The 20,097-nt window shown below is 50.3% G+C and carries 16 protein-coding genes and 4 pseudogenes; 5 read left to right on the top strand and 15 right to left on the bottom strand.

What is annotated here, in order from left to right:
* Positions 1–77 precede the first annotated feature (77 nt).
* Positions 78–587, top strand: coding sequence for an SOS-induced cell division inhibitor SulA (gene sulA, locus BGK49_RS23540; protein WP_000288710.1), 510 nt, complete (start codon positions 78–80; stop codon positions 585–587).
* 356 nt (positions 588–943) lie between these two features.
* Positions 944–1,984 (top strand): porin OmpA, encoded by a 1,041-nt coding sequence (gene ompA / locus BGK49_RS23530; protein ID WP_005042889.1) that lies wholly within the window; start codon positions 944–946, stop codon positions 1,982–1,984.
* Between the two features lie 75 nt (positions 1,985–2,059).
* Here the strand turns inward: ompA and matP are convergent, their stop codons facing one another.
* Positions 2,060–2,512 carry a macrodomain Ter protein MatP gene (matP, locus tag BGK49_RS23525; RefSeq protein WP_000877160.1) on the bottom strand — a complete coding sequence of 151 codons (453 nt, stop codon included), beginning with the start codon at positions 2,510–2,512 and terminating at the stop codon, positions 2,060–2,062.
* 185 nt (positions 2,513–2,697) lie between these two features.
* Between matP and BGK49_RS23520 the strand changes: the two are divergent.
* Both BGK49_RS23520 and fabA read left to right on the top strand, forming a co-directional pair.
* A pseudogene (locus tag BGK49_RS23520) lies at positions 2,698–4,457 on the top strand (AAA family ATPase).
* A gap of 68 nt (positions 4,458–4,525) precedes the next feature.
* A complete protein-coding gene (gene fabA / locus BGK49_RS23515; protein ID WP_000227927.1) occupies positions 4,526–5,044 on the top strand; it encodes a bifunctional 3-hydroxydecanoyl-ACP dehydratase/trans-2-decenoyl-ACP isomerase in 519 nt (172 codons plus the stop codon).
* Between the two features lie 69 nt (positions 5,045–5,113).
* Here the strand turns inward: fabA and rmf are convergent, their stop codons facing one another.
* The 6 genes from rmf to rlmKL all read right to left on the bottom strand — a co-directional run bounded on the left by rmf (position 5,114) and on the right by rlmKL (position 13,152).
* Entirely contained in the window at positions 5,114–5,281 is a 168-nt protein-coding gene (gene rmf / locus BGK49_RS23510) for a ribosome modulation factor (protein ID WP_000828648.1), read from the bottom strand.
* A 255-nt stretch (positions 5,282–5,536) separates the two neighbouring features.
* The gene (gene pqiC, locus BGK49_RS23505) at positions 5,537–6,100 is read right to left on the bottom strand and encodes a membrane integrity-associated transporter subunit PqiC (protein WP_000759113.1); all 564 of its coding nucleotides are present in this window, start codon (positions 6,098–6,100) and stop codon (positions 5,537–5,539) included.
* Entirely contained in the window at positions 6,097–7,737 is a 1,641-nt protein-coding gene (pqiB, locus tag BGK49_RS23500; RefSeq protein WP_000445545.1) for an intermembrane transport protein PqiB, read from the bottom strand. Before pqiB ends, pqiC begins: the two co-directional genes overlap by 4 nt.
* A 4-nt stretch (positions 7,738–7,741) precedes the next feature.
* Positions 7,742–8,995: a membrane integrity-associated transporter subunit PqiA gene (pqiA, locus tag BGK49_RS23495; protein ID WP_000333176.1), complete on the bottom strand. Its 1,254-nt coding sequence runs from the start codon at positions 8,993–8,995 to the stop codon at positions 7,742–7,744.
* A 129-nt stretch (positions 8,996–9,124) separates the two neighbouring features.
* On the bottom strand, positions 9,125–11,032 hold the full coding sequence (locus BGK49_RS23490; protein WP_000053101.1) for an ABC transporter ATP-binding protein: 1,908 nt from the start codon (positions 11,030–11,032) through the stop codon (positions 9,125–9,127).
* Positions 11,033–11,043: 11 nt separating this feature from the next.
* Complete coding sequence (gene rlmKL, locus BGK49_RS23485; RefSeq protein WP_001086537.1) at positions 11,044–13,152, bottom strand: bifunctional 23S rRNA (guanine(2069)-N(7))-methyltransferase RlmK/23S rRNA (guanine(2445)-N(2))-methyltransferase RlmL; 2,109 nt, start codon at positions 13,150–13,152, stop codon at positions 11,044–11,046.
* A gap of 243 nt (positions 13,153–13,395) precedes the next feature.
* On the opposite strand from rlmKL, the gene ycbX reads away from it, so the two are divergent.
* Positions 13,396–14,505: a 6-N-hydroxylaminopurine resistance protein YcbX gene (ycbX, locus tag BGK49_RS23480; RefSeq protein WP_000224267.1), complete on the top strand. Its 1,110-nt coding sequence runs from the start codon at positions 13,396–13,398 to the stop codon at positions 14,503–14,505.
* Here ycbX and zapC read toward each other — a convergent pair.
* The 8 genes and pseudogenes from zapC to BGK49_RS23440 all read right to left on the bottom strand — a co-directional run.
* Positions 14,502–15,044: a cell division protein ZapC gene (gene zapC, locus BGK49_RS23475; protein WP_005026339.1), complete on the bottom strand. Its 543-nt coding sequence runs from the start codon at positions 15,042–15,044 to the stop codon at positions 14,502–14,504. The genes ycbX and zapC overlap by 4 nt on opposite strands.
* A gap of 173 nt (positions 15,045–15,217) precedes the next feature.
* Positions 15,218–16,228 carry a quinone-dependent dihydroorotate dehydrogenase gene (gene pyrD / locus BGK49_RS23470; protein WP_005043088.1) on the bottom strand — a complete coding sequence of 337 codons (1,011 nt, stop codon included), beginning with the start codon at positions 16,226–16,228 and terminating at the stop codon, positions 15,218–15,220.
* 110 nt (positions 16,229–16,338) lie between these two features.
* Positions 16,339–17,076, bottom strand: coding sequence for a fimbrial chaperone (locus BGK49_RS23465; RefSeq protein ID WP_001111471.1), 738 nt, complete (start codon positions 17,074–17,076; stop codon positions 16,339–16,341).
* Positions 17,042–17,557 carry a fimbrial protein gene (locus BGK49_RS23460; protein ID WP_000919489.1) on the bottom strand — a complete coding sequence of 172 codons (516 nt, stop codon included), beginning with the start codon at positions 17,555–17,557 and terminating at the stop codon, positions 17,042–17,044. Before BGK49_RS23460 ends, BGK49_RS23465 begins: the two co-directional genes overlap by 35 nt.
* 7 nt (positions 17,558–17,564) lie before the next feature.
* On the bottom strand, positions 17,565–18,107 hold the full coding sequence (locus BGK49_RS23455; protein WP_073816582.1) for a fimbrial protein: 543 nt from the start codon (positions 18,105–18,107) through the stop codon (positions 17,565–17,567).
* Positions 18,108–18,118: 11 nt separating this feature from the next.
* Positions 18,119–19,189 (bottom strand): annotated as a pseudogene (locus BGK49_RS23450) (fimbrial protein).
* A 47-nt stretch (positions 19,190–19,236) separates the two neighbouring features.
* Positions 19,237–19,743: pseudogene (locus BGK49_RS23445) on the bottom strand (fimbria/pilus outer membrane usher protein); the annotation flags it as partial.
* A 15-nt stretch (positions 19,744–19,758) separates the two neighbouring features.
* Positions 19,759–20,097 (bottom strand): annotated as a pseudogene (locus tag BGK49_RS23440) (IS1-like element IS1B family transposase); the annotation flags it as partial.

The following is a 20,097-nucleotide window of genomic DNA, read 5'->3' as shown; positions in this document are numbered from 1 at the left end:
CCGAAAATAGGGTTGATCTTTGTTGTCACTGGATGTACTGTACATCCATACAGTAACTCACAGGGGCTGGATTGATTATGTACACTTCAGGCTATGCACATCGTTCTTCGTCGTTCTCATCCGCAGCAAGTAAAATTGCGCGTGTCTCTACGGAAAACACTACAGCCGGGCTTATCAGTGAAGTTGTCTATCGCGAAGATCAGCCCATGATGACGCAACTTCTACTGTTGCCATTGTTACAGCAACTCGGTCAGCAATCGCGCTGGCAACTCTGGTTAACACCGCAACAAAAACTGAGTCGGGAATGGGTTCAGGCATCTGGGCTACCCTTAACGAAAGTAATGCAGATTAGCCAGCTCTCCCCTTGCCACACTGTGGAGTCAATGGTTCGCGCTTTACGCACGGGCAATTACAGTGTGGTGATCGGTTGGTTGGCAGATGATTTGACTGAAGAAGAGCATGCTGAACTTGTTGATGCGGCAAATGAAGGTAACGCTATGGGGTTTATTATGCGTCCGGTAAGCGCATCCTCTCACGCCACGAGACAACTTTCCGGGCTAAAAATTCACTCTAATTTGTATCATTAAGTAAATTTAGGATTAATCCTGGAACTTTTTTTGTCGCCCAGCCAATGCTTTCAGTCGTGACTAATTTTCCTTGCGGAGGCTTGTCTGAAGCGGTTTCCGCGATTTTCTTCTGTAAATTGTCGCTGACAAAAAAGATTAAACATACCTTATACAAGACTTTTTTTTCATATGCCTGACGGAGTTCACACTTGTAAGTTTTCAACTACGTTGTAGACTTTACATCGCCAGGGGTGCTCGGCATAAGCCGAAGATATCGGTAGAGTTAATATTGAGCAGATCCCCCGGTGAAGGATTTAACCGTGTTATCTCGTTGGAGATATTCATGGCGTATTTTGGATGATAACGAGGCGCAAAAAATGAAAAAGACAGCTATCGCGATTGCAGTGGCACTGGCTGGTTTCGCTACCGTAGCGCAGGCCGCTCCGAAAGATAACACCTGGTACACTGGTGCTAAACTGGGCTGGTCCCAGTACCATGACACTGGTTTCATCAACAACAATGGCCCGACCCATGAAAACCAACTGGGCGCTGGTGCTTTTGGTGGTTACCAGGTTAACCCGTATGTTGGCTTTGAAATGGGTTACGACTGGTTAGGTCGTATGCCGTACAAAGGCAGCGTTGAAAACGGTGCATACAAAGCTCAGGGCGTTCAACTGACCGCTAAACTGGGTTACCCAATCACTGACGGCCTGGACATCTACACTCGTCTGGGTGGTATGGTATGGCGTGCAGACACTAAATCCAACGTTTATGGTAAAAACCACGACACCGGCGTTTCTCCGGTCTTCGCTGGCGGTGTTGAGTACGCGATCACTCCTGAAATCGCTACCCGTCTGGAATACCAGTGGACCAACAACATCGGTGACGCACACACCATCGGCACTCGTCCGGACAACGGCATGCTGAGCCTGGGTGTTTCCTACCGTTTCGGTCAGGGCGAAGCAGCTCCAGTAGTTGCTCCGGCTCCAGCTCCGGCACCGGAAGTACAGACCAAGCACTTCACTCTGAAGTCTGACGTTCTGTTCAACTTCAACAAAGCAACCCTGAAACCGGAAGGTCAGGCTGCTCTGGATCAGCTGTACAGCCAGCTGAGCAACCTGGATCCGAAAGACGGTTCCGTAGTTGTTCTGGGTTACACCGACCGCATCGGTTCTGACGCTTACAACCAGGGTCTGTCCGAGCGCCGTGCTCAGTCTGTTGTTGATTACCTGATCTCCAAAGGTATCCCGGCAGACAAGATCTCCGCACGTGGTATGGGCGAATCCAACCCGGTTACTGGCAACACCTGTGACAACGTGAAACAGCGTGCTGCACTGATCGACTGCCTGGCTCCGGATCGTCGCGTAGAGATCGAAGTTAAAGGTATCAAAGACGTTGTAACTCAGCCGCAGGCTTAAGTTATCGTCTGGTAGAAAAACCCCGCTGCTGCGGGGTTTTTTTTGCCTTTAGTAAATTGAACTGACTTTCGTCAGTTATTCCTTACCCAGCAATGCCTGCAGATCCAGCTTCAGAGAAGACATTTTATTCGCGTATTTCTCTTTGTTTTCCGCATCTTCAATCAGCTGAACAATCGTTTCAGAAAGCGTTTTACCGCGACGCTGCGCAAGACCAGCCAGACGTTGCCAGACAATAAATTCCAGATCGATCGACTTTTTGCGCGTATGCTGGTGTTCCGCATTAAAATGGCGCTTCCGTCTGGCCCGAATGGTTTGCTTCATGCGATTGACCAGTTCCGGATTCATATGCTTGTCAATCCAGCCATTTACCAGCACGGGTTCATTTTCCAGCGAGAGCAACACATCGACGGCTTCCTGGGCGGCACTGGCTTCTATGTAACGGGTAATTAACTCCCCTTCGCGATGCTTCTTCACCAGATACTTCCATTTCCAACCGCTTTCAAGATTTTCAAGTTGTTGATATTTCATAGCGATCTCAATGTTACCGTGTAACTCTTTACAGAATATCAGCTTTTTAGGCCAGTGAAGAAAAGAATCTCCATCCTGTGAGCTTTAACGCCCATGCCAGAAGTATTGTCGGTGCTTTCTACGTGTGCTGTAGTGCCGGTTACGGTATAATCGCGGCTTTGACAACAGACTAAAAAACATCAACTTTGACCATTACGAAACTTGCATGGCGTGACCTGGTTCCTGATACCGATAGCTATCAGGAAATATTTGCTCAGCCACATTTGATTGACGAAAACGATCCTTTATTCAGTGATACTCAACCGCGGCTGCAATTTGCGCTGGAGCAGTTGCTGCATACGCGAGCATCCTCCTCTTTTATGCTGGCTAAGGCCCCGGAAGAGTCTGAGTATCTGAATCTTATTGCCGATGCCGCGCGTACGCTACAAAGCGATGCAGGCCAACTGGTGGGCGATCACTATGAGGTTTCCGGCCACTCCATCCGCTTACGTCACGCAGTGAGTGCAGATGATAATTTTGCGACTTTAACGCAAGTTGTCGCTGCCGACTGGGTAGAAGCGGAGCAACTCTTTGGCTGCCTGCGCCAGTTTAATGGCGACATTACCCTGCAGCCTGGTCTGGTGCATCAGGCAAATGGCGGTATTCTCATCATCTCTTTGCGTACACTGCTGGCGCAACCTCTGCTGTGGATGCGGCTGAAAAATATCGTTAACCGCGAGCGTTTTGACTGGGTTGCGTTTGATGAGTCGCGCCCTCTCCCCGTCTCTGTGCCTTCGATGCCATTGAAGCTGAAAGTCATTCTGGTAGGCGAACGCGAATCATTGGCTGATTTCCAGGAGATGGAGCCAGAGCTTTCAGAGCAGGCTATTTATAGCGAATTTGAAGATACTCTGCAGATTGTCGATGCGGAGTCAGTAAGCCAGTGGTGTCGCTGGGTGACATTTACCGCCAGACATAATCACTTACCTGCCCCGGGAGCGGATGCCTGGCCGGTACTTATCCGCGAAGCAGCACGCTACACCGGTGAACAAGAAACACTTCCGCTTAGCCCGCAGTGGATCCTCCGCCAGTGTAAAGAGGTCGCCTCCCTGTGTGATGGCGACACCTTCTCCGGCGAGCAGCTAAACTTAATGCTGCAGCAGCGTGAATGGCGCGAAGGTTTCCTCGCTGAACGTATGCAGGATGAGATCCTTCAGGAGCAAATCCTGATTGAAACCGAAGGCGAACGCATCGGGCAAATTAACGCCCTTTCGGTCATTGAATTTCCGGGTCATCCACGCGCTTTTGGCGAACCTTCTCGCATTAGCTGCGTTGTGCATATTGGCGATGGTGAATTCACGACATCGAACGCAAAGCGGAACTTGGCGGCAATATCCATGCGAAAGGGATGATGATCATGCAAGCGTTCCTGATGTCGGAACTACAGCTTGAGCAACAGATCCCCTTCTCAGCATCGCTGACATTTGAGCAGTCATACAGTGAAGTTGATGGAGATAGTGCCTCGATGGCTGAACTCTGCGCCCTGATAAGCGCCCTCGCCGATGTGCCGGTGAATCAGAGTATCGCTATCACAGGTTCAGTCGATCAGTTCGGTCGCGCCCAGCCGGTCGGTGGTTTAAATGAGAAAATCGAAGGCTTCTTTGCTATTTGCCAGCAACGTGAGTTAACCGGGAAACAAGGTGTCATTATCCCCACAGCTAACGTTCGCCATTTAAGTCTTCACAGTGAACTGGTGAAAGCGGTAGAAGAAGGCAAATTCACCATCTGGGCAGTAGACGATGTGACTGACGCACTGCCGTTATTATTAAATCTGGTGTGGGATGGCGAAGGCCAAACGACGCTGATGCAAACCATCCAGGAACGTATCGCGCAAGCATCGCAACAGGAAGGACGTCACCGTTTTCCATGGCCATTACGTTGGCTGAACTGGTTTATTCCGAACTGATCGGACTTGTTCAGCGTACACGTGTTAGCTATCCTGCGTGCTTCAATAAAATAAGGCTTACAGAGAACATGGTAGATAAACGCGAATCCTATACAAAAGAAGACCTTCTTGCCTCTGGTCGCGGTGAACTGTTTGGCGCTAAAGGCCCGCAATTGCCAGCACCGAACATGCTGATGATGGACCGTGTGGTCAAAATGACCGAAACGGGTGGTAACTTCGACAAAGGCTATGTTGAAGCAGAACTGGATATCAATCCGGATCTGTGGTTCTTCGGATGCCACTTCATTGGCGATCCGGTTATGCCGGGATGCCTGGGCCTGGACGCAATGTGGCAGCTAGTAGGGTTCTACCTCGGCTGGCTGGGCGGCGAAGGTAAAGGCCGCGCGCTGGGCGTTGGCGAAGTGAAATTCACTGGTCAGGTACTGCCGACAGCGAAAAAAGTGACCTACCGTATTCACTTTAAACGCATTGTTAATCGTCGTCTGATTATGGGTCTGGCAGATGGCGAAGTGCTGGTTGATGGTCGTCTGATCTATACCGCCAGCGACCTGAAAGTCGGTCTGTTCCAGGATACGTCTGCCTTCTGATTATCATCAGACAGAGTATCAAAAGGCGAAACCTCCGCAATGCGGAGGTTTCTTTTTAAAGAGACAGAATCAGGCCATTACTACCCTGTCCGCCATGGCTTCTCGCCAGCCTCCCAGCCATTGTGACCTTTGATTCAGCGTCTGATAGGGACACATTTCTTTTGAGCGTCCGGCGATGCCGGCCTGATAACCACGTTGATGTGCCCGTTCCAGGCGATCTCGTTTTTGTCTCTTCATGCCTCGTTTCCCTCATACTGGTTTCTGGTGGAAAAGAAAACAGTGATTACTAAATGTGCAATCACAGTTAAGCAATACCGCGAATCATAACTGCCGTCAATGCGCAAAATTCACGCCACTGTCATATTTGTGAGCTACACGGGCATGTCGGTTGTACAAAAAATGTGAAGAGGAACAAATTTTTCCGCACGTTAGAAACAAAAAAACCGCCTCAGGCAACATACCGGAGACGGTTATACTTACAAATCTTTATAATTAAGGTAGACGCTTTATCTCTTGTGCAATAGAAGCGGCTTCCTGACTCCAGACACCGGCCAGCACTTTAACCATCTCATCGTAACCATCCTGAGTTTGCACTCCTTCCAGACGGAACGGACGTTTGATCAGTTGTCCCTGGTGGTTCAACAGCCACTCACCACTGACAATGACCTTGCCATCATAGCGACCGTTAAACTCCGTTACGGTAACATTGAGCGTGTCCTGGACGCTTCCCAGAGGCTGGGAGGCAACCACCCAGCCGGGCAGTTGCGTACTCAAGTTGGCAACCAGGATGTTGCGCAACTGTTGATCCAACGGGCTGGCCCACAAGTTGTTGTTGGCAATCACATACTTCACATCACTGGTTTGATAAACCACACCATTCCCCGCCAGATAGTCAGGAACAGTGACCTGCTCTACCCATAACAGACGATTGCCCTGGCTGGCGGTACTTTGTGTACCGCTCTGCACCACAGGTAACTGGTAATAGTTTTTATTAATTTCGCCGGAGCTGCATCCGGCCAGCCACAGTGCTGCAATCGTCACTAGCCACTTTTTCATTGTTTCGCCCTCTTCGGCTCTGGATCTTTTTTGTCCTTCGCTTCAAATACCAGCGCGTTACTCTTCTCATTGAGCGTTTTCAGCACCGGTTGCAGTTCTCGCAACACCTGATCAAGGCGCTGCATATCCGCCACCATCTTGTTGTAGGCTGCGGAGCCAGGCTGGAAGCCCTGCATGCTGCGATTCAATTCACGCAACGTTGACTGCATATCCGTCGGCAACTGCTGCATCGACTGGCTAGCGAGGATCTTGTTCATGCTATCCAGCGTCGTTTGCAGGTTTTTCATTGTGCGCTGACTTTCAGAAAGCGTACTGGTTGCCTGTTCAATCATCGGATTCAATGGCAGTTTGTTGATCTTATCCAACGCTTCCATCAGTCGTTGCTGGATTTGCGCCAGGCCGCCGCTAACAGTCGGGATAATCTGATAACCATTAAATTCACGAATACCGGTTATTGCAGGCGTATTTGGATAGAAATCGAGATCAACATACAGTGCACCAGTGACCAGGTTTCCGGTTTTCAGCGATCCGCGTAAACCACGTTTCAACAATTCGCCAAGGTGCTCAACAACATCCGTATTTTCGCCAAGCTGCATTTTCAGCCGCTCTGGCTCGATACGAATCAGTACCGGAATACGGTAATCATCGTTAAATGTCTGACGCATATTCGGCGCAAAGAATGGCACTTTGCTTACGGTACCCAGGCGAATACCCCGGAATTCTACCGGAGCTCCCGGTTGCAGACCGCGTACCGAATCTTTAAAGAACATCAGATAATCAATGTGATCGGTGTACAACGAATCCTGAATGCTCTTCTGATCATCATACAAAACGAAAGCTGTTTTCGGTGCCACTGGCTGCCCTAAATCCAGACCTTCCGGCACATCAAAGCTAACACCGCCACTAAGCAGCGTTGTCAATGAGCCCATCTCCACACGCATCCCCGCTGACGTCAGATCAACCGCAATGCCACTATCTTTCCAGAAGCGAACATTGCTGGTCACCAGTCGGTCATAAGGTGCATTGATGAACAGTTGATAACTGATATTGCGTTTTTGCGTATCGAAGGTGCTGGTTTCAACCGAACCTACCCGATAGCCACGGAACAGCACCGGATCTCCTGGCGAGAGCTGCCCGGCTTTTTTGCTATCGAGAATCACACGGATACCTTTCGCATCAGGCGGGGCCAACGGTGGCGAGTCCAGCAAATCGTATTTATCCATTTTGCTGCCTTTCGCGCCTGGCTGCAGTTCGATATAAACTCCAGACAGCAGCGTTCCCAGGCCGCTAATCCCTTCGCGACCAATCTGCGGTTTCACCACCCAAAAGACGGTGTCTTTATGCAGCAATTTTTCCATACCGGAATTCAGCCGCGCTTTGATTTCAACGTGCGTCAAATCATCAGCCAGTGTGGCGCTTTCAACCACGCCGACGTCAACGCTACGGCTTTTAATGGTGGTTTTGCCACCTTCAATTCCTTCCGCATTCGCGGTGATCAGGGTCACTTCCGGTCCCTGATGGCTGTAATGATAAAATAGAACCCAGGCTCCAATGAGCGCCGTGACGATAGGAAATATCCACACGGGAGACCAGTTCTTCACTTTCTGGATTTTGGCTTCCCCATTATTAGATTCCATACTGTCAGGACTCCTCATGCTCTGATTCAGGTTGACGATCCCACGACAAACGCGGGTCAAACGTCATAGCAGAAAACATTGTCATTATGACGACTAAAGCAAACATTAATGCACCCATTGCCGGATAAATACTCATTAAACCTCCCATACGCACCAGCGCCGAGAGCACCGCGATAACGAAAACGTCAATCATCGACCAGCGGCCTACAAACTCAACAACTTCATAAATCAAATGCATTCTTTCACTGTCGCGCTTGCCATGCCCTTTGGCATCCCAACACAGCCACGCGATGGCGATCATCTTTAACGTTGGCACCATAATACTGGCCAGAAAGATCACCGCAGCGACGGGATAAGAGCCTTCGCTCCATAACAGAATGACCCCAGCGAGAATCGTCGACGGCATCTTCGAGCCTAATAAATCCGTCACCATGATGGGCAAAATATTAGCCGGAAGATACAGCATGATGGACGTTACAAGCAGCGCGAGTGTCCACTGCAGGCTGTTTCTACGCCGAACGTACCCTTTGGTACTACAACGCGGGCACACGGGTTCATCAGCAGGAAGGATTGCCGTACAACAGGAGCACGAACGCAGCCCCTGACGTATCCCCGTGACGCCTGGTTTTAGCGGCTGGCGCAGTTCTGGCATCGGGGCGATGTCGTCCCATAACCAGCGACGATCAACGCACTGAAAAGCGCGCAGTTGCAGGACACAAAATAAACACCAGGGGAGAAAGCTGCTGCCTACCCCAATGCTGCCGTAAGCCATCAGTTTAACGAAACTGACCAGCACTCCCGCGAGGAAAATCTCCGCCATTCCCCAGGTTTTGAGTTGAAAAAGCACCCGTGCCAGTTGCTCTTTTAAACGGACCGGTAATTCCGCGCGATTCACCAGTAACAGAATGGTTATCAGACAAAACGCGGGAACCAGTTGCACAAACAACAGGAAAAAGGTGCCGAGGCTGGCGTAGTCCTCAGAAAAAAGCACGCCGGGAATTTCCAGTAATGTAATTTCACTGGTAACTCCTGCAACGTTCATATTCACAAAAGGAAACAAGTTGGACAGCAACAGCATGAACAGTGCAGCCAACGCATAGGCGGTCGGACGCTGCCGAGGGGCATCCCACGCCACGGTTAACGTTGTGCCACACCGGGGACATGCCGCTTTCTGACCATGCTCAAGGCGCGGTAACGCCACCAGCATGTCACACTGCGAGCACAGGATGTGCTTCGCGGCATGATGATGTTCGCACATTGGTACTCCTTAATGATGCGCTATTTTACAGATGACTAACAAAGTGTTGGTTTTCATGCCTGATAAACCCAGTTCATCAGGCAATTTTACCGTTGTCAGCTGTCTCTGTTTAAATCGACTATTTTGCGATCAGCCACCATTTTTTAACGCTTCAAGATACTCCCAGCGTTCAAAGGCTTGCTCCAGCTCCTGCTCTGCAGCAGCCATATCGGCGAGCACTTTTTGTGTCTGCTCATGTGGCTGACTGAAGAAGGAAGCATCCGCCACCTGCGTCTGTAGGGCTTCCAGCTTCGCCTCCAGATCTTCGAGCAATTGCGGTAGCTGCTCCAGTTCGCGCTGCAATTTATAGCTTAGTTTGCTACTGCTGCGTTTTACAGTTTCTGCTTTTGCCGCGGCGGCTTCTTCGGTTTTTTTCACCGCAAGCTGTTTGAGCGCCACATACTGCTCTTGCTGACCACGGGCATCATGATAACCGCCGACATAACGACCAATTTTACCGCCGCCTTCGAAGATCCAACATTCTGTAACGGTGTTATCGACAAACTGACGATCGTGGCTAACCAGCAATACCGTGCCCTGATAGCTGTCGATCAGTTCTTCCAGCAGTTCCAGCGTTTCGACATCAAGATCGTTGGTCGGTTCGTCAAGAATCAATAAGTTGCTTGGTTTGAGGAACAAACGCGCCAGCAGCAAGCGGTTCCGCTCACCGCCAGAAAGCGCACGTACCGGCGTCATCGCCCGTTTCGGATGGAACAGAAAGTCCTGCAAATAGCCCAATACGTGGCGTGGCTTGCCGTTAACCATCACCTCTTGCTTACCTTCGGCAATGTTATCCATCACCGTTTTATAGGGATCCAGTTCCGCGCGGTGCTGATCGAAATAAGCCACTTCCAGTTTGGTGCCAACGTGAATACGCCCGCTGTCCGCTTGAAGCTGACCGAGCATCAGTTTCAGCAGCGTGGTTTTGCCGCACCCATTCGGACCAATCAGGACAATTTTGTCGCCACGTAGAACCTGGGCCGAAAAATCTTTCACCAGTTGCTTACCGTCAACCTGGTAGCAAACGTCTTCCATTTCGAAAACGATCTTACCGGAGCGGCTGGCCTCTCCCACCTGCATCTTTGCGGTACCCATCACTTCGCGACGTTCACCACGCTCGCGACGCATTGCTTTCAGGGCGCGTACGCGGCCTTCATTACGGGTACGGCGTGCTTTGATCCCCTGGCGGATCCACACCTCTTCCTGCGCCAGTTTGCGATCGAACTCGGCATTTTGTAGTTCTTCCACGCGCAGGGCTTCTTCTTTTTCAAGCAGGTACTGGTCGTAATTCCCTGGATAGGTCACCAGCTTGCCGCGATCGAGATCAACAATGCGCGTCGCCATATTGCGGATAAACGAACGGTCGTGGGAGATGAAAATAATCGTCCCATTGAAGGTTTTAAGGAACCCTTCCAGCCAGTCGATGGTTTCAATATCCAGGTGGTTTGTCGGTTCATCAAGCAACAGCACGCGCGGATTACTCACCAGCGCGCGTCCTAATGCCGCTTTACGCAACCAGCCGCCGGAAAGCGACGACAGCGCAACATTAGGATCTAACCCCAGTTGCGCCAGCACTTCGTTGATGCGGTTTTCCAGCTGCCACAGGTTGTGGTGATCCAACTGTTCCTGAACCTTCGCCAGTTCGTTGAGATTTTTCTCGCTCGGGTCGTTCATCACCAGGCGCGAAATATCGTGATAGCGTTTCAGATATTCCGCTTGTTCTTCAATGCCTTCGGCAACGAAATCATAAACGCTACCCTCAACGTTACGCGGCGGATCCTGTTGCAGACGAGCTACAATCAAATCTTGCTCGTAAATAATGCGACCGTCATCCAGCCCTTGTTCACGGTTGAGGATTTTCATTAACGTCGATTTGCCCGCGCCGTTGCGGCCCACCAGACAAACACGTTCGTTATCTTCGATATGCAGTTCTGCGTTATCGAGAAGCGGCGCGTCGCTGAACGACAGCCATGCGCCATGCATACTGATTAATGACATTACTATTCCTTTCAGGCTGCGGTAATCAGCCAGCAGTTGTGGATCTGGCGGTTACGGGCGAAATCCTGGGAGAGCGTTTTTTGCGTAATTTCTTGTGCTTTCAGTCCCAGTTTTGCCAGGCCGTCGAGATCCATACGGAAGCCACGTTTGTTGTTCGAGAACATGATCGTCCCACCTGCACGCAGCAGACGTTTCAAATCTTTCATCAGCGCCAGATGATCGCGCTGAACATCAAACGCATCTTCCATTCGTTTTGAGTTAGAGAAGGTTGGCGGATCGATAAAGATCAGATCAAACTGTTCATTTGCCTCACGCAGCCACGCCAGGCAATCGGCCTGAATCAGGCGATGCGCACGCCCGGTTAGGCCATTCAGACGCAGGTTGCGTTCTGCCCACTCCAGATAAGTACGCGACATATCCACGGTGGTGGTGCTGCGCGCGCCGCCTAATCCCGCATGCACGGTGGCGCTACCGGTATAAGAGAACAGGTTGAGGAAATCTTTGCCTCTGCTCATCTGACCGAGCATACGGCGGGCGATACGGTGATCGAGGAACAGACCAGTATCGAGATAATCCGTCAGGTTCACCCACAAGTGAGCGTTATATTCGGTAACTTCAAGAAACTCGCCCTTCTCGCCCAGTTTCTGGTACTGGTTTTTGCCCTTCTGGCGTTCACGGGTTTTCAGCACCAGTTTGTTTGGCGCAATCCCCAGTACCGAAATGGTTGCAGCGATAATATCGAACAGACGCTGACGCGCTTTGTGAGCATCAATAGTTTTTGGCGGTGCATACTCCTGCACCACCACCCAGTCGGAATAACGGTCAACGGCAACGTTATATTCCGGCAGATCGGCGTCATACAGGCGGTAACATTCAATTCCTTCCTGGCGAGCCCACTTCTCGAATTTTTTGAGGTTCTTACGCAGGCGGTTGGCGTAGTCTTCCGCTACCATCGCCGGTTTGCTGTCTGGAGTGCTTTCGGCAACGTGGTAATTTTTCTGTACGCAGTCCAGCGGGCCGTTTTTCGCCTTGTACTGTTTGTCTGCACGCAGCTGCAAGCAGCTTAGCAGATCCGGCGAGGCACTAAACAAAGAGAGATTCCAGCCACCAAACTGGTTTTTCATGATCCGACCCAGCAGGCTATGCAGCGCAATCAGCGCCGGTTCGCTGTCCAGACGTTCCCCGTATGGCGGGTTGCTCAACACTGTGCCGTACGGCCCTTTCGGCAGCGGATTGGTCAGTTGCGCGACATCTTTCACCTCAAAGGTGATCAGTTCACCAATCCCCGCAAGACGGGCGTTAGTGCGTGCACGTTGAATCACCCGTGCGTCGCTGTCCGAACCGTAAAAATGAGAGCTATACTCAGCCAGGCCTTTACGGGCGCGAGTTTGCGCTTCCGCTTTCACTTCCTGCCAGATAGCTTCATCATGCTGCGCCCAGCCGCTAAAGCCCCAACGCCCACGGTGCAAGCCGGGTGCGCGATCGGTCGCCAGCATCGCCGCTTCAATCAGCAACGTACCGGAACCACACATCGGATCGAGCAGCGGTGTTCCAGGCTGCCAGCCGGATCGCATCACAATAGCGGCTGCCAGGGTTTCTTTGATCGGCGCAATACCAGCACGATCGCGATAGCCACGCAGATGTAAACCATCACCACTCAGATCAAGAGCGATACTGGCGGTTTCTTTATGCAGCCAGACGTTAACGCGGATATCCGGCGCATCGCGATCAACATTTGGACGCGGCAGATTTTTCCGCGTGAAAGCATCGACGATCGCGTCTTTCACTTTCATCGCGCCGTACTGACTGTTGCGGATGGTGTCATTCAAACCACTGAAGTGGACAGCGAAGGTCGCGCCAGGATTAAACATCTCTGTCCAGTTGATCGCCTGAACACCGAGATAGAGGTCTAAATCGCTGTAAACCTTACACTCGCCCAGCGGCAACATAATACGCGAGGCCAGGCGGCTCCACATCAGGCTCTGGTAAACAAGCCGTGTGTCGCCCTTGAAATGGACCCCACCCTGAACCACCTGGCATTCAACGGCCCCCAGGTTTTCCAGTTCAGTTTTTAACAGCTCTTCCAGCCCACGGGCCGTACTGGCAAACAGAGAATTCATATCGTCACTTTTACTCTAAGAGCCTACCGCAGTAGGCGTAATTGTTGCAGTCAGTCTGGACATGGACAGCGCGGAGAAACCGGAGCGTACACAAGTACGTGAGGATTTCGAGCACAACCCAGGGCCAAACTGACAAATAAAATAGCCTAATGGGACAGGCGCTAAGAAAATTGTTGCGCATTATAGCTAATAAGCGCGTCATGTCATAAAGTTGAGGGCTTATTTTCATTTGAGGACCGCACCGTGGCGACATTAACCCGGCTTTTTATTCATCCTGTTAAATCGATGCGCGGCATTGGTCTTACACATGCTCTGGCTGATGTCAGTGGTCTGGCCTTCGATCGCATCTTTATGATCACGGAACCTGACGGTACGTTTATTACCGCTCGCCAGTTTCCCCAGATGGTACGGTTTACTCCTTCACCTGTGCATGATGGCTTGCATCTCACCGCACCAGATGGCAGTAGCGCATATGTTCGTTTTGCTGATTTCGCCACACAAGACGCACCAACCGAAGTTTGGGGCACACATTTTACCGCGCGAATTGCGCCAGACGCGATCAACAAATGGCTAAGTGGATTTTTCTCCCGCGAAGTGCAATTACGCTGGGTGGGGCCACAAATGACCCGGCGCGTGAAACGCCACAACACTGTACCTCTGTCATTTGCTGATGGCTATCCTTACCTTCTTGCTAACGAAGCCTCGTTACGTGATCTCCAACAACGTTGTCCGGCCAGTGTAAAAATGGAGCAATTCCGCCCCAATCTGGTGGTTTCCGGCGCGTCAGCCTGGGAAGAAGATCGCTGGAAAGTGATTCGCATTGGTGATGTGGTGTTTGATGTGGTTAAACCTTGTAGCCGCTGTATTTTCACCACCGTCAGCCCAGAAAAAGGGCAAAAACATCCGGCAGGCGAACCATTAAAAACATTGCAATCTTTCCGCACTGCCCAGGATAACGGCGATGTCGATTTTGGTCAGAATTTAATTGCCCGTAATAGCGGCGTGATTCGCGTTGGCGATGAGGTGGAAATTCTGGCAACGGCTCCGGCAAAAATTTACGGCGCAGCTGCCGCTGATGATACCGCCAACATCACGCAACAACCGGACGCAAATGTAGATATTGACTGGCAGGGACAGGCATTTCGTGGAAATAACCAACAGGTGTTGCTGGAGCAATTAGAAAATCAGGGAATTCGTATCCCTTATTCTTGCCGCGCGGGCATTTGTGGAAGTTGCCGTGTTCAGATTTTAGAAGGCGAAGTCTCGCCGCTGAAAAAATCAGCAATGGGCGATGATGGCACCATTCTTTGCTGTAGCTGTGTACCGAAGACTGCACTTAAGTTGGCGCGTTAGACTGCCTGTTCGAGGCTGAAGCTGTCAACATTAACCTGCGGTTTCAGCCTGTCGTTCATGATTTTAATGGCGTCGCCCAACTGCATCGCGCGACCCGCAATAACAACGCAGGGTTGTGCCAGCAGGCATAGTGCGGCATTTTCGCCAGATTCAACGACCAGCAAATTGACCTGCTCGTGAGTATCGCTCAACCAAACGCAGGCCGCATCGCCCGGCATGGGCACCCACATTTCACCATGGGAAACAAAATGCCAGCTTTTCGGCATTTGCGGTTTGAGATAGCGAATTGCTACCAGTGCATTCAGCACCAGTTCGGCTTTTTGTTCTTTAGATAAATTAAAATCGCGGCACTTTTCTTCAAAAGAGAAATAGAGCGCGGCGTCGTCAACGCAAAAGCCTGCGGAAGAAAAGGCATCTGGAGTCAACATCTTGCGCGCAAAACGTGAGCGAAATAGCATACCATTGGCTAAATCGAGCATCATTCGATCGTGCTCTTCATCGTAATACCAACGCCAGTTATCGTCTGGTTTAATTCGCATCTGCCTCTCCCCTACCCTATAAAACCGCAGCAACACAATCCATTGTCGCTTCGCTTAATAACCTCAACAATAAAAGTACAAAATGTCTAAATAAGCAACAGCGATGAATATAAAACAACCAGGGCTGAAAATAAAGCCCTGATTATCTTATAAAGAGGAATTCGAAGAAATAATTAGATATGGGTAACGATTTCTTTAATCAGCGGCGGACCTTTAAAAATAAAACCAGAATAAATTTGCACCAGTGAGGCACCCGCAGCAATCTTTTCACGCGCAGCGATAACCGAGTCGATGCCGCCAACACCGATGATCGGTAAGCGACCGTTTAATTCCAGTGACAAGCGGCGAATAATTTCGGTGCTTTTTAACTGAAGCGGACGACCACTTAAGCCACCGGTTTGATCGCAATTTTTCATTCCCTGAACAAGAGAACGATCGAGTGTGGTATTGGTTGCAATAACGCCATCAATATTATGGCGAACTAAACTATCGGCAACCTGGATCAATTCTTCTTCAGAAAGATCCGGCGCGATCTTCACTGCGATCGGCACATATTTATGGTGCATCGCTTGCAAATCATTTTGCTTATCTTTAATCGCGGTTAAGAGATCATCCAGCGCTTCACCATATTGCAGCGTGCGTAATCCTGGGGTATTCGGCGATGAAATATTGATGGCGATATATCCCGCATAGGCATAGATTTTTTCCATACAAATCAGATAGTCATCTTTGCCCTGCTCCACTGGCGTATCTTTATTTTTGCCGATGTTAATACCCAGGACGCCGTCATAATGGGCCTTTTTTACGTTCTCTACGAGGTTATCAACGCCAAGATTATTAAAGCCCATACGGTTGATCAAACCTTCGGCATCTACCAGACGAAAGAGACGCGGCTTGTCATTACCTGGCTGTGGACGTGGCGTGACGGTACCGATCTCGATCGATCCAAATCCCATCGCGCCTAACGCGTCAATGCACTCCCCGTCTTTATCAAGACCGGCTGCCAGACCAAGCGGATTTTTAAACGTCAGGCCCATGCAGTTAACAGGTTTCGCAGGCACTTTCTGCCGCACCAGTGCTTCAAACGGCGTTCCTGTAATACGGCGTAATTGCTGAAAAGTAAACTCATGAGCGCGCTCTGGATCGAGCTGGAAAAGGGCTTTACGAACGAAGGGGTAGTACATGAACTCTCCTGGATTCCCGGTGTGCAAACCGGGGGCGTATTATGTGCGAGTTCGGACCAAAAGGGAATTGACCTGCGGCAAAAAAAACGCAAACGTTTTCCGAACCTGTTTCAGGGCAGATTTTGCTCCTTCTTTGCACTCAACCCGTCGTAATCATTTATCGCCCGCCAGGCGACATGACACGGTGCGATTGCCTGACACCAGCTTGTCTGACGCTGGCTTTTAGGCGGCACAACTCCCGCATTACTTAACGCTTTACCATTTACGCTCACCTGAATCAGGTTAATGTAGTAAGGCGTTGGGTTAGTGAGTTGTACACCCTGCGAATTCCGTGTCCAGCGTAATTGTTGATAAGCTTCCAGCGGGTCGCCCGGCAAACCTTCGGGTCGCCAGAACAGTTTAAATACCGAGCGCATCGCCACTTTTACGCTCTGATTTTCAACTTTGCCGGATGGCACGCTGGCAATGCTTAACTCAAATAGCGTTTCGCGATCCACAGGCAAGATGTCGCTTTCCGTTCTCAGCAAGCGCAACGTGCCTGTAGTACCGGGCTTCAGGAGAATAAGTGGCGGAGCGGCCAGTAATGGTGCTGGCACTGTCGACGCTTCCCCCCCGGCCCAACGCGTTGGGCGGTTGATTTTACTGTTAATCAGCCAGGATTCCTGACTGGTATTAGTCAGTAAAATAGATATCGATTCTCTGTCTGCCGGAAAGATAAATCGCGTTCCGCCGACCACCACTCCTGCCCGCAATTCACCCGCCACCAGCAGCGATAAAACGGCGAAAATCAAGAGCGCCAATCTGTTCCACGTATTAGTCATAATGAAGTACAAATGTCGCGCTGGCATTCACTTTACCCGACTGCACATCGCTATTGACAGGTCGCAATTGCGCATAAAAAGTTAATGGCACCTTACCGCTATGTAGGCTGTAGTCTTTACTCGCCTGGTTAAGCGGAATCAATATCTTCGCATCATCCAGAATCGCAATTGCCAGCCCGCTGGCTGCATCCGTACCACTTTCAATGGACAGCATTTCGCTCTGCACTCCGTCGGGGGTTCCTGAAAAGGTGACGTCAACCGTGCTGACATCTGTTCCGCAATCCTGCAAATTAATGATGAAAGATTTCTCCGGGCCATAATTCCCATGAAAAAAACGTGTCAGCGAGACATCGCCTAACTGCACATTGATTTGCTTGCTATCCTGTGCCAGCACGCATGTATTACGGCGAAACGATCCGCTAATGTTGACCGTGCCATCATGGGCAAATAGCTCACAGCCCCCCGTTAATCCCAGTAAGAACAGAATCCAGATTATCCGTTTCAACATCACTCCTTCACTGGTAAACCAGATCAAAATAGATAACCGCCGTCGCATTACCGCCCGTTGCTCCCGCCTTTGTGGACTTATAACGAAGTTGATATTTGAGTGTGTTATCCCCGGCTTTTAAGGGCGTAAGAGGCTGGACCTGATTGAGCGGGATTTCTTGCTGACTTTGCGCATCAAGAATTTGCACGGCAATCCCCGTTGCCATACCACCGCTTCCGCCTGTGTCAGTTAGTTTGAGCAGTGTCGGCGCAAGGGTGTCAGCCTCGCCGCTAAAAAGGACGTCCGCGCCAGTAATACCAGCGGCACAACCGGTGATATCGATATTCAAATCAGCAGCAGTGCTTACGGTATTCGCAGCCTGAAAATCACTGATATTAAAATCACCAATATGAATATTTTGTAATGCACTTTTGGTGGCGACATCACAGCCCTGATCGACCACATTCCCATAAATATGCATACTAACTTGTTCAGGCCCAGCCATCCCGACATGGATGTTAAGAATGCTAAAGAACAAGATAACGCACTGAAATATCGTTTTTTTCTTCATACGTTCACGCGTTAATCAAAATTTATTCTCACCGTTGCCGTGGCTTCAAATCGCCCGGTTTCTGGTGGTACACCTGTCGTGCTGACTGGATAGACATTCATTCGCGCGATACTGTCTGCATCATCAGGAATAGAGAGCGGTAATGTTCCACCAGCAGGGGAAATAATGTTGTTCTGGCTATCGGTCACCACCACGCCCACGCCAGGACGTGACGTCTTAATCGCCTAGGGATAGCTGGGGTCTGTAGTTGCCGTCAGACTCAGGTTGACGTTAACTAACCCCGCGTTTCCCGTGTTACACCTGACTGGAATTGCAAGTTCTGCCGTTCTGGCCCCAAGAGGCTTATGCCCTACAACACGAAAGTTAGCCGCAAATACGTCGCCCAGATCGACCTCGATTGTTTCTCCGGCATTGACGGAACATGAGCCAAGTGAATTGATAGTACCAGACAGGTAATACACTAAAACCGGTGTACCTGTAGTCGTGCAGGAATCACCTGCGGGTATGTTGTAGCATTCAAATAATCGCGCCAGCGCCATAGGAGGAATGACGACCGAACCAACGAACGGCTGCAATATTTTCAGGGAAAAGCTACCGCTATTACCGCTAGCCCCCTGGCCACCTAAACGTTGACCGCCGGGATCGCAAATATGCCATCGTGTATCTGCCCCTGTGCCCACGTTTTCGAAAGGAACCGCAGTAGGAGAACTGCCTTTAACCTGCAATAAAACTTTGGCGGCAAGATAGTCATTAATTTTGTACCAGTTGTCGCCTAAATAGACTAACGGTGAATCCGCGGCGAATGCCCATCGGCCACTTCTGACATTGTCTATATCGCAATCACAGGAAACATAATAATCATTCGATTCGTTCCACTGATAAAATTTGTCTTTAACTACTCCAGCCGTATTTTCTTCTTCCTCCAGGGTTTTAACGCCAAAATTGACGCCAATATACGGATTCCCCTGAGTGGTATGACACTGCCCGCTATAAGCAGCAGTTTGAGCGCACCATAGCATTAAGACGGCGGCAAAAAATAGTCGTAGTAATAACACGCATTTTTCTCCAAAGATTATCTGCATATGGCATCCATTCGCGTAATCGCAGAGTTAATTTGTTGTTCGGTAAGCTAGTAACTGATATGACAAATTTGATCGGGAGCTTCGCCCCAGCGTACAGTTATCGCTCCCTGAGCGGGCAAACCGGACATATAGAGCGAGCCATCATCATCAATAATGCCGCTATTAGTCTGTATGCCGTCCAGCGTCGCTATCGCGCCAAAACGCAGCGGTATACCCTGCTTTGATGTTTTCATTAATACCCTTGCTCCCGCATGGGCATTGAACTCCGCCAGAACCAACGCCCCTTTGGTGGGAACCACGTTGACTACTGCATTTTCAAGATCCACGTTACGTTTTAACGATGCCGCATCAAGTGCGATTCGATTTTCCCGATAAGAAGTGGCATAGGGGACAACGGTATATCCGCGCCAGTCAGTTTTCAGCCCGGTGCTGTTCGCCACACGAGTATTCTCTGCGCCTGGTGCTGCAATCAGCACGTTAGTTTCCCCCAGCGATTGCCCCAGGGTAATGCCCTGTGAATGGGCAACTAAACTGCCTGAAAGAGCGTAGTTCAGGGTAATGACTCCAACTTATTGATAGTGTTTTATGTTCAGATAATGCCCGATGACTTTGTCATGCAGCTCCACCGATTTTGAGAACGACAGCGACTTCCGTCCCAGCCGTGCCAGGTGCTGCCTCAGATTCAGGTTATGCCGCTCAATTCGCTGCGTATATCGCTTGCTGATTACGTGCAGCTTTCCCTTCAGGCGGGATTCATACAGTGGCCAGCCATCCGTCATCCATATCACCACGTCAAAGGGTGACAGCAAGCTCATAAGACGCCCCAGCGTCGCCATAGTGCGTTCACCGAATACGTGCGCAACAACCGTCTTCCGGAGCCTGTCATACGCGTAAAACAGCCAGCGCTG

It is taken from the genome of Shigella sp. FC1544 (genome assembly GCF_001722145.1).
Taxonomy (GTDB): domain Bacteria; phylum Pseudomonadota; class Gammaproteobacteria; order Enterobacterales; family Enterobacteriaceae; genus Escherichia; species Escherichia coli.
Note: the sequence above shows the minus strand (reverse complement) of the source record. Positions and strands in the feature narration are given on the sequence as shown.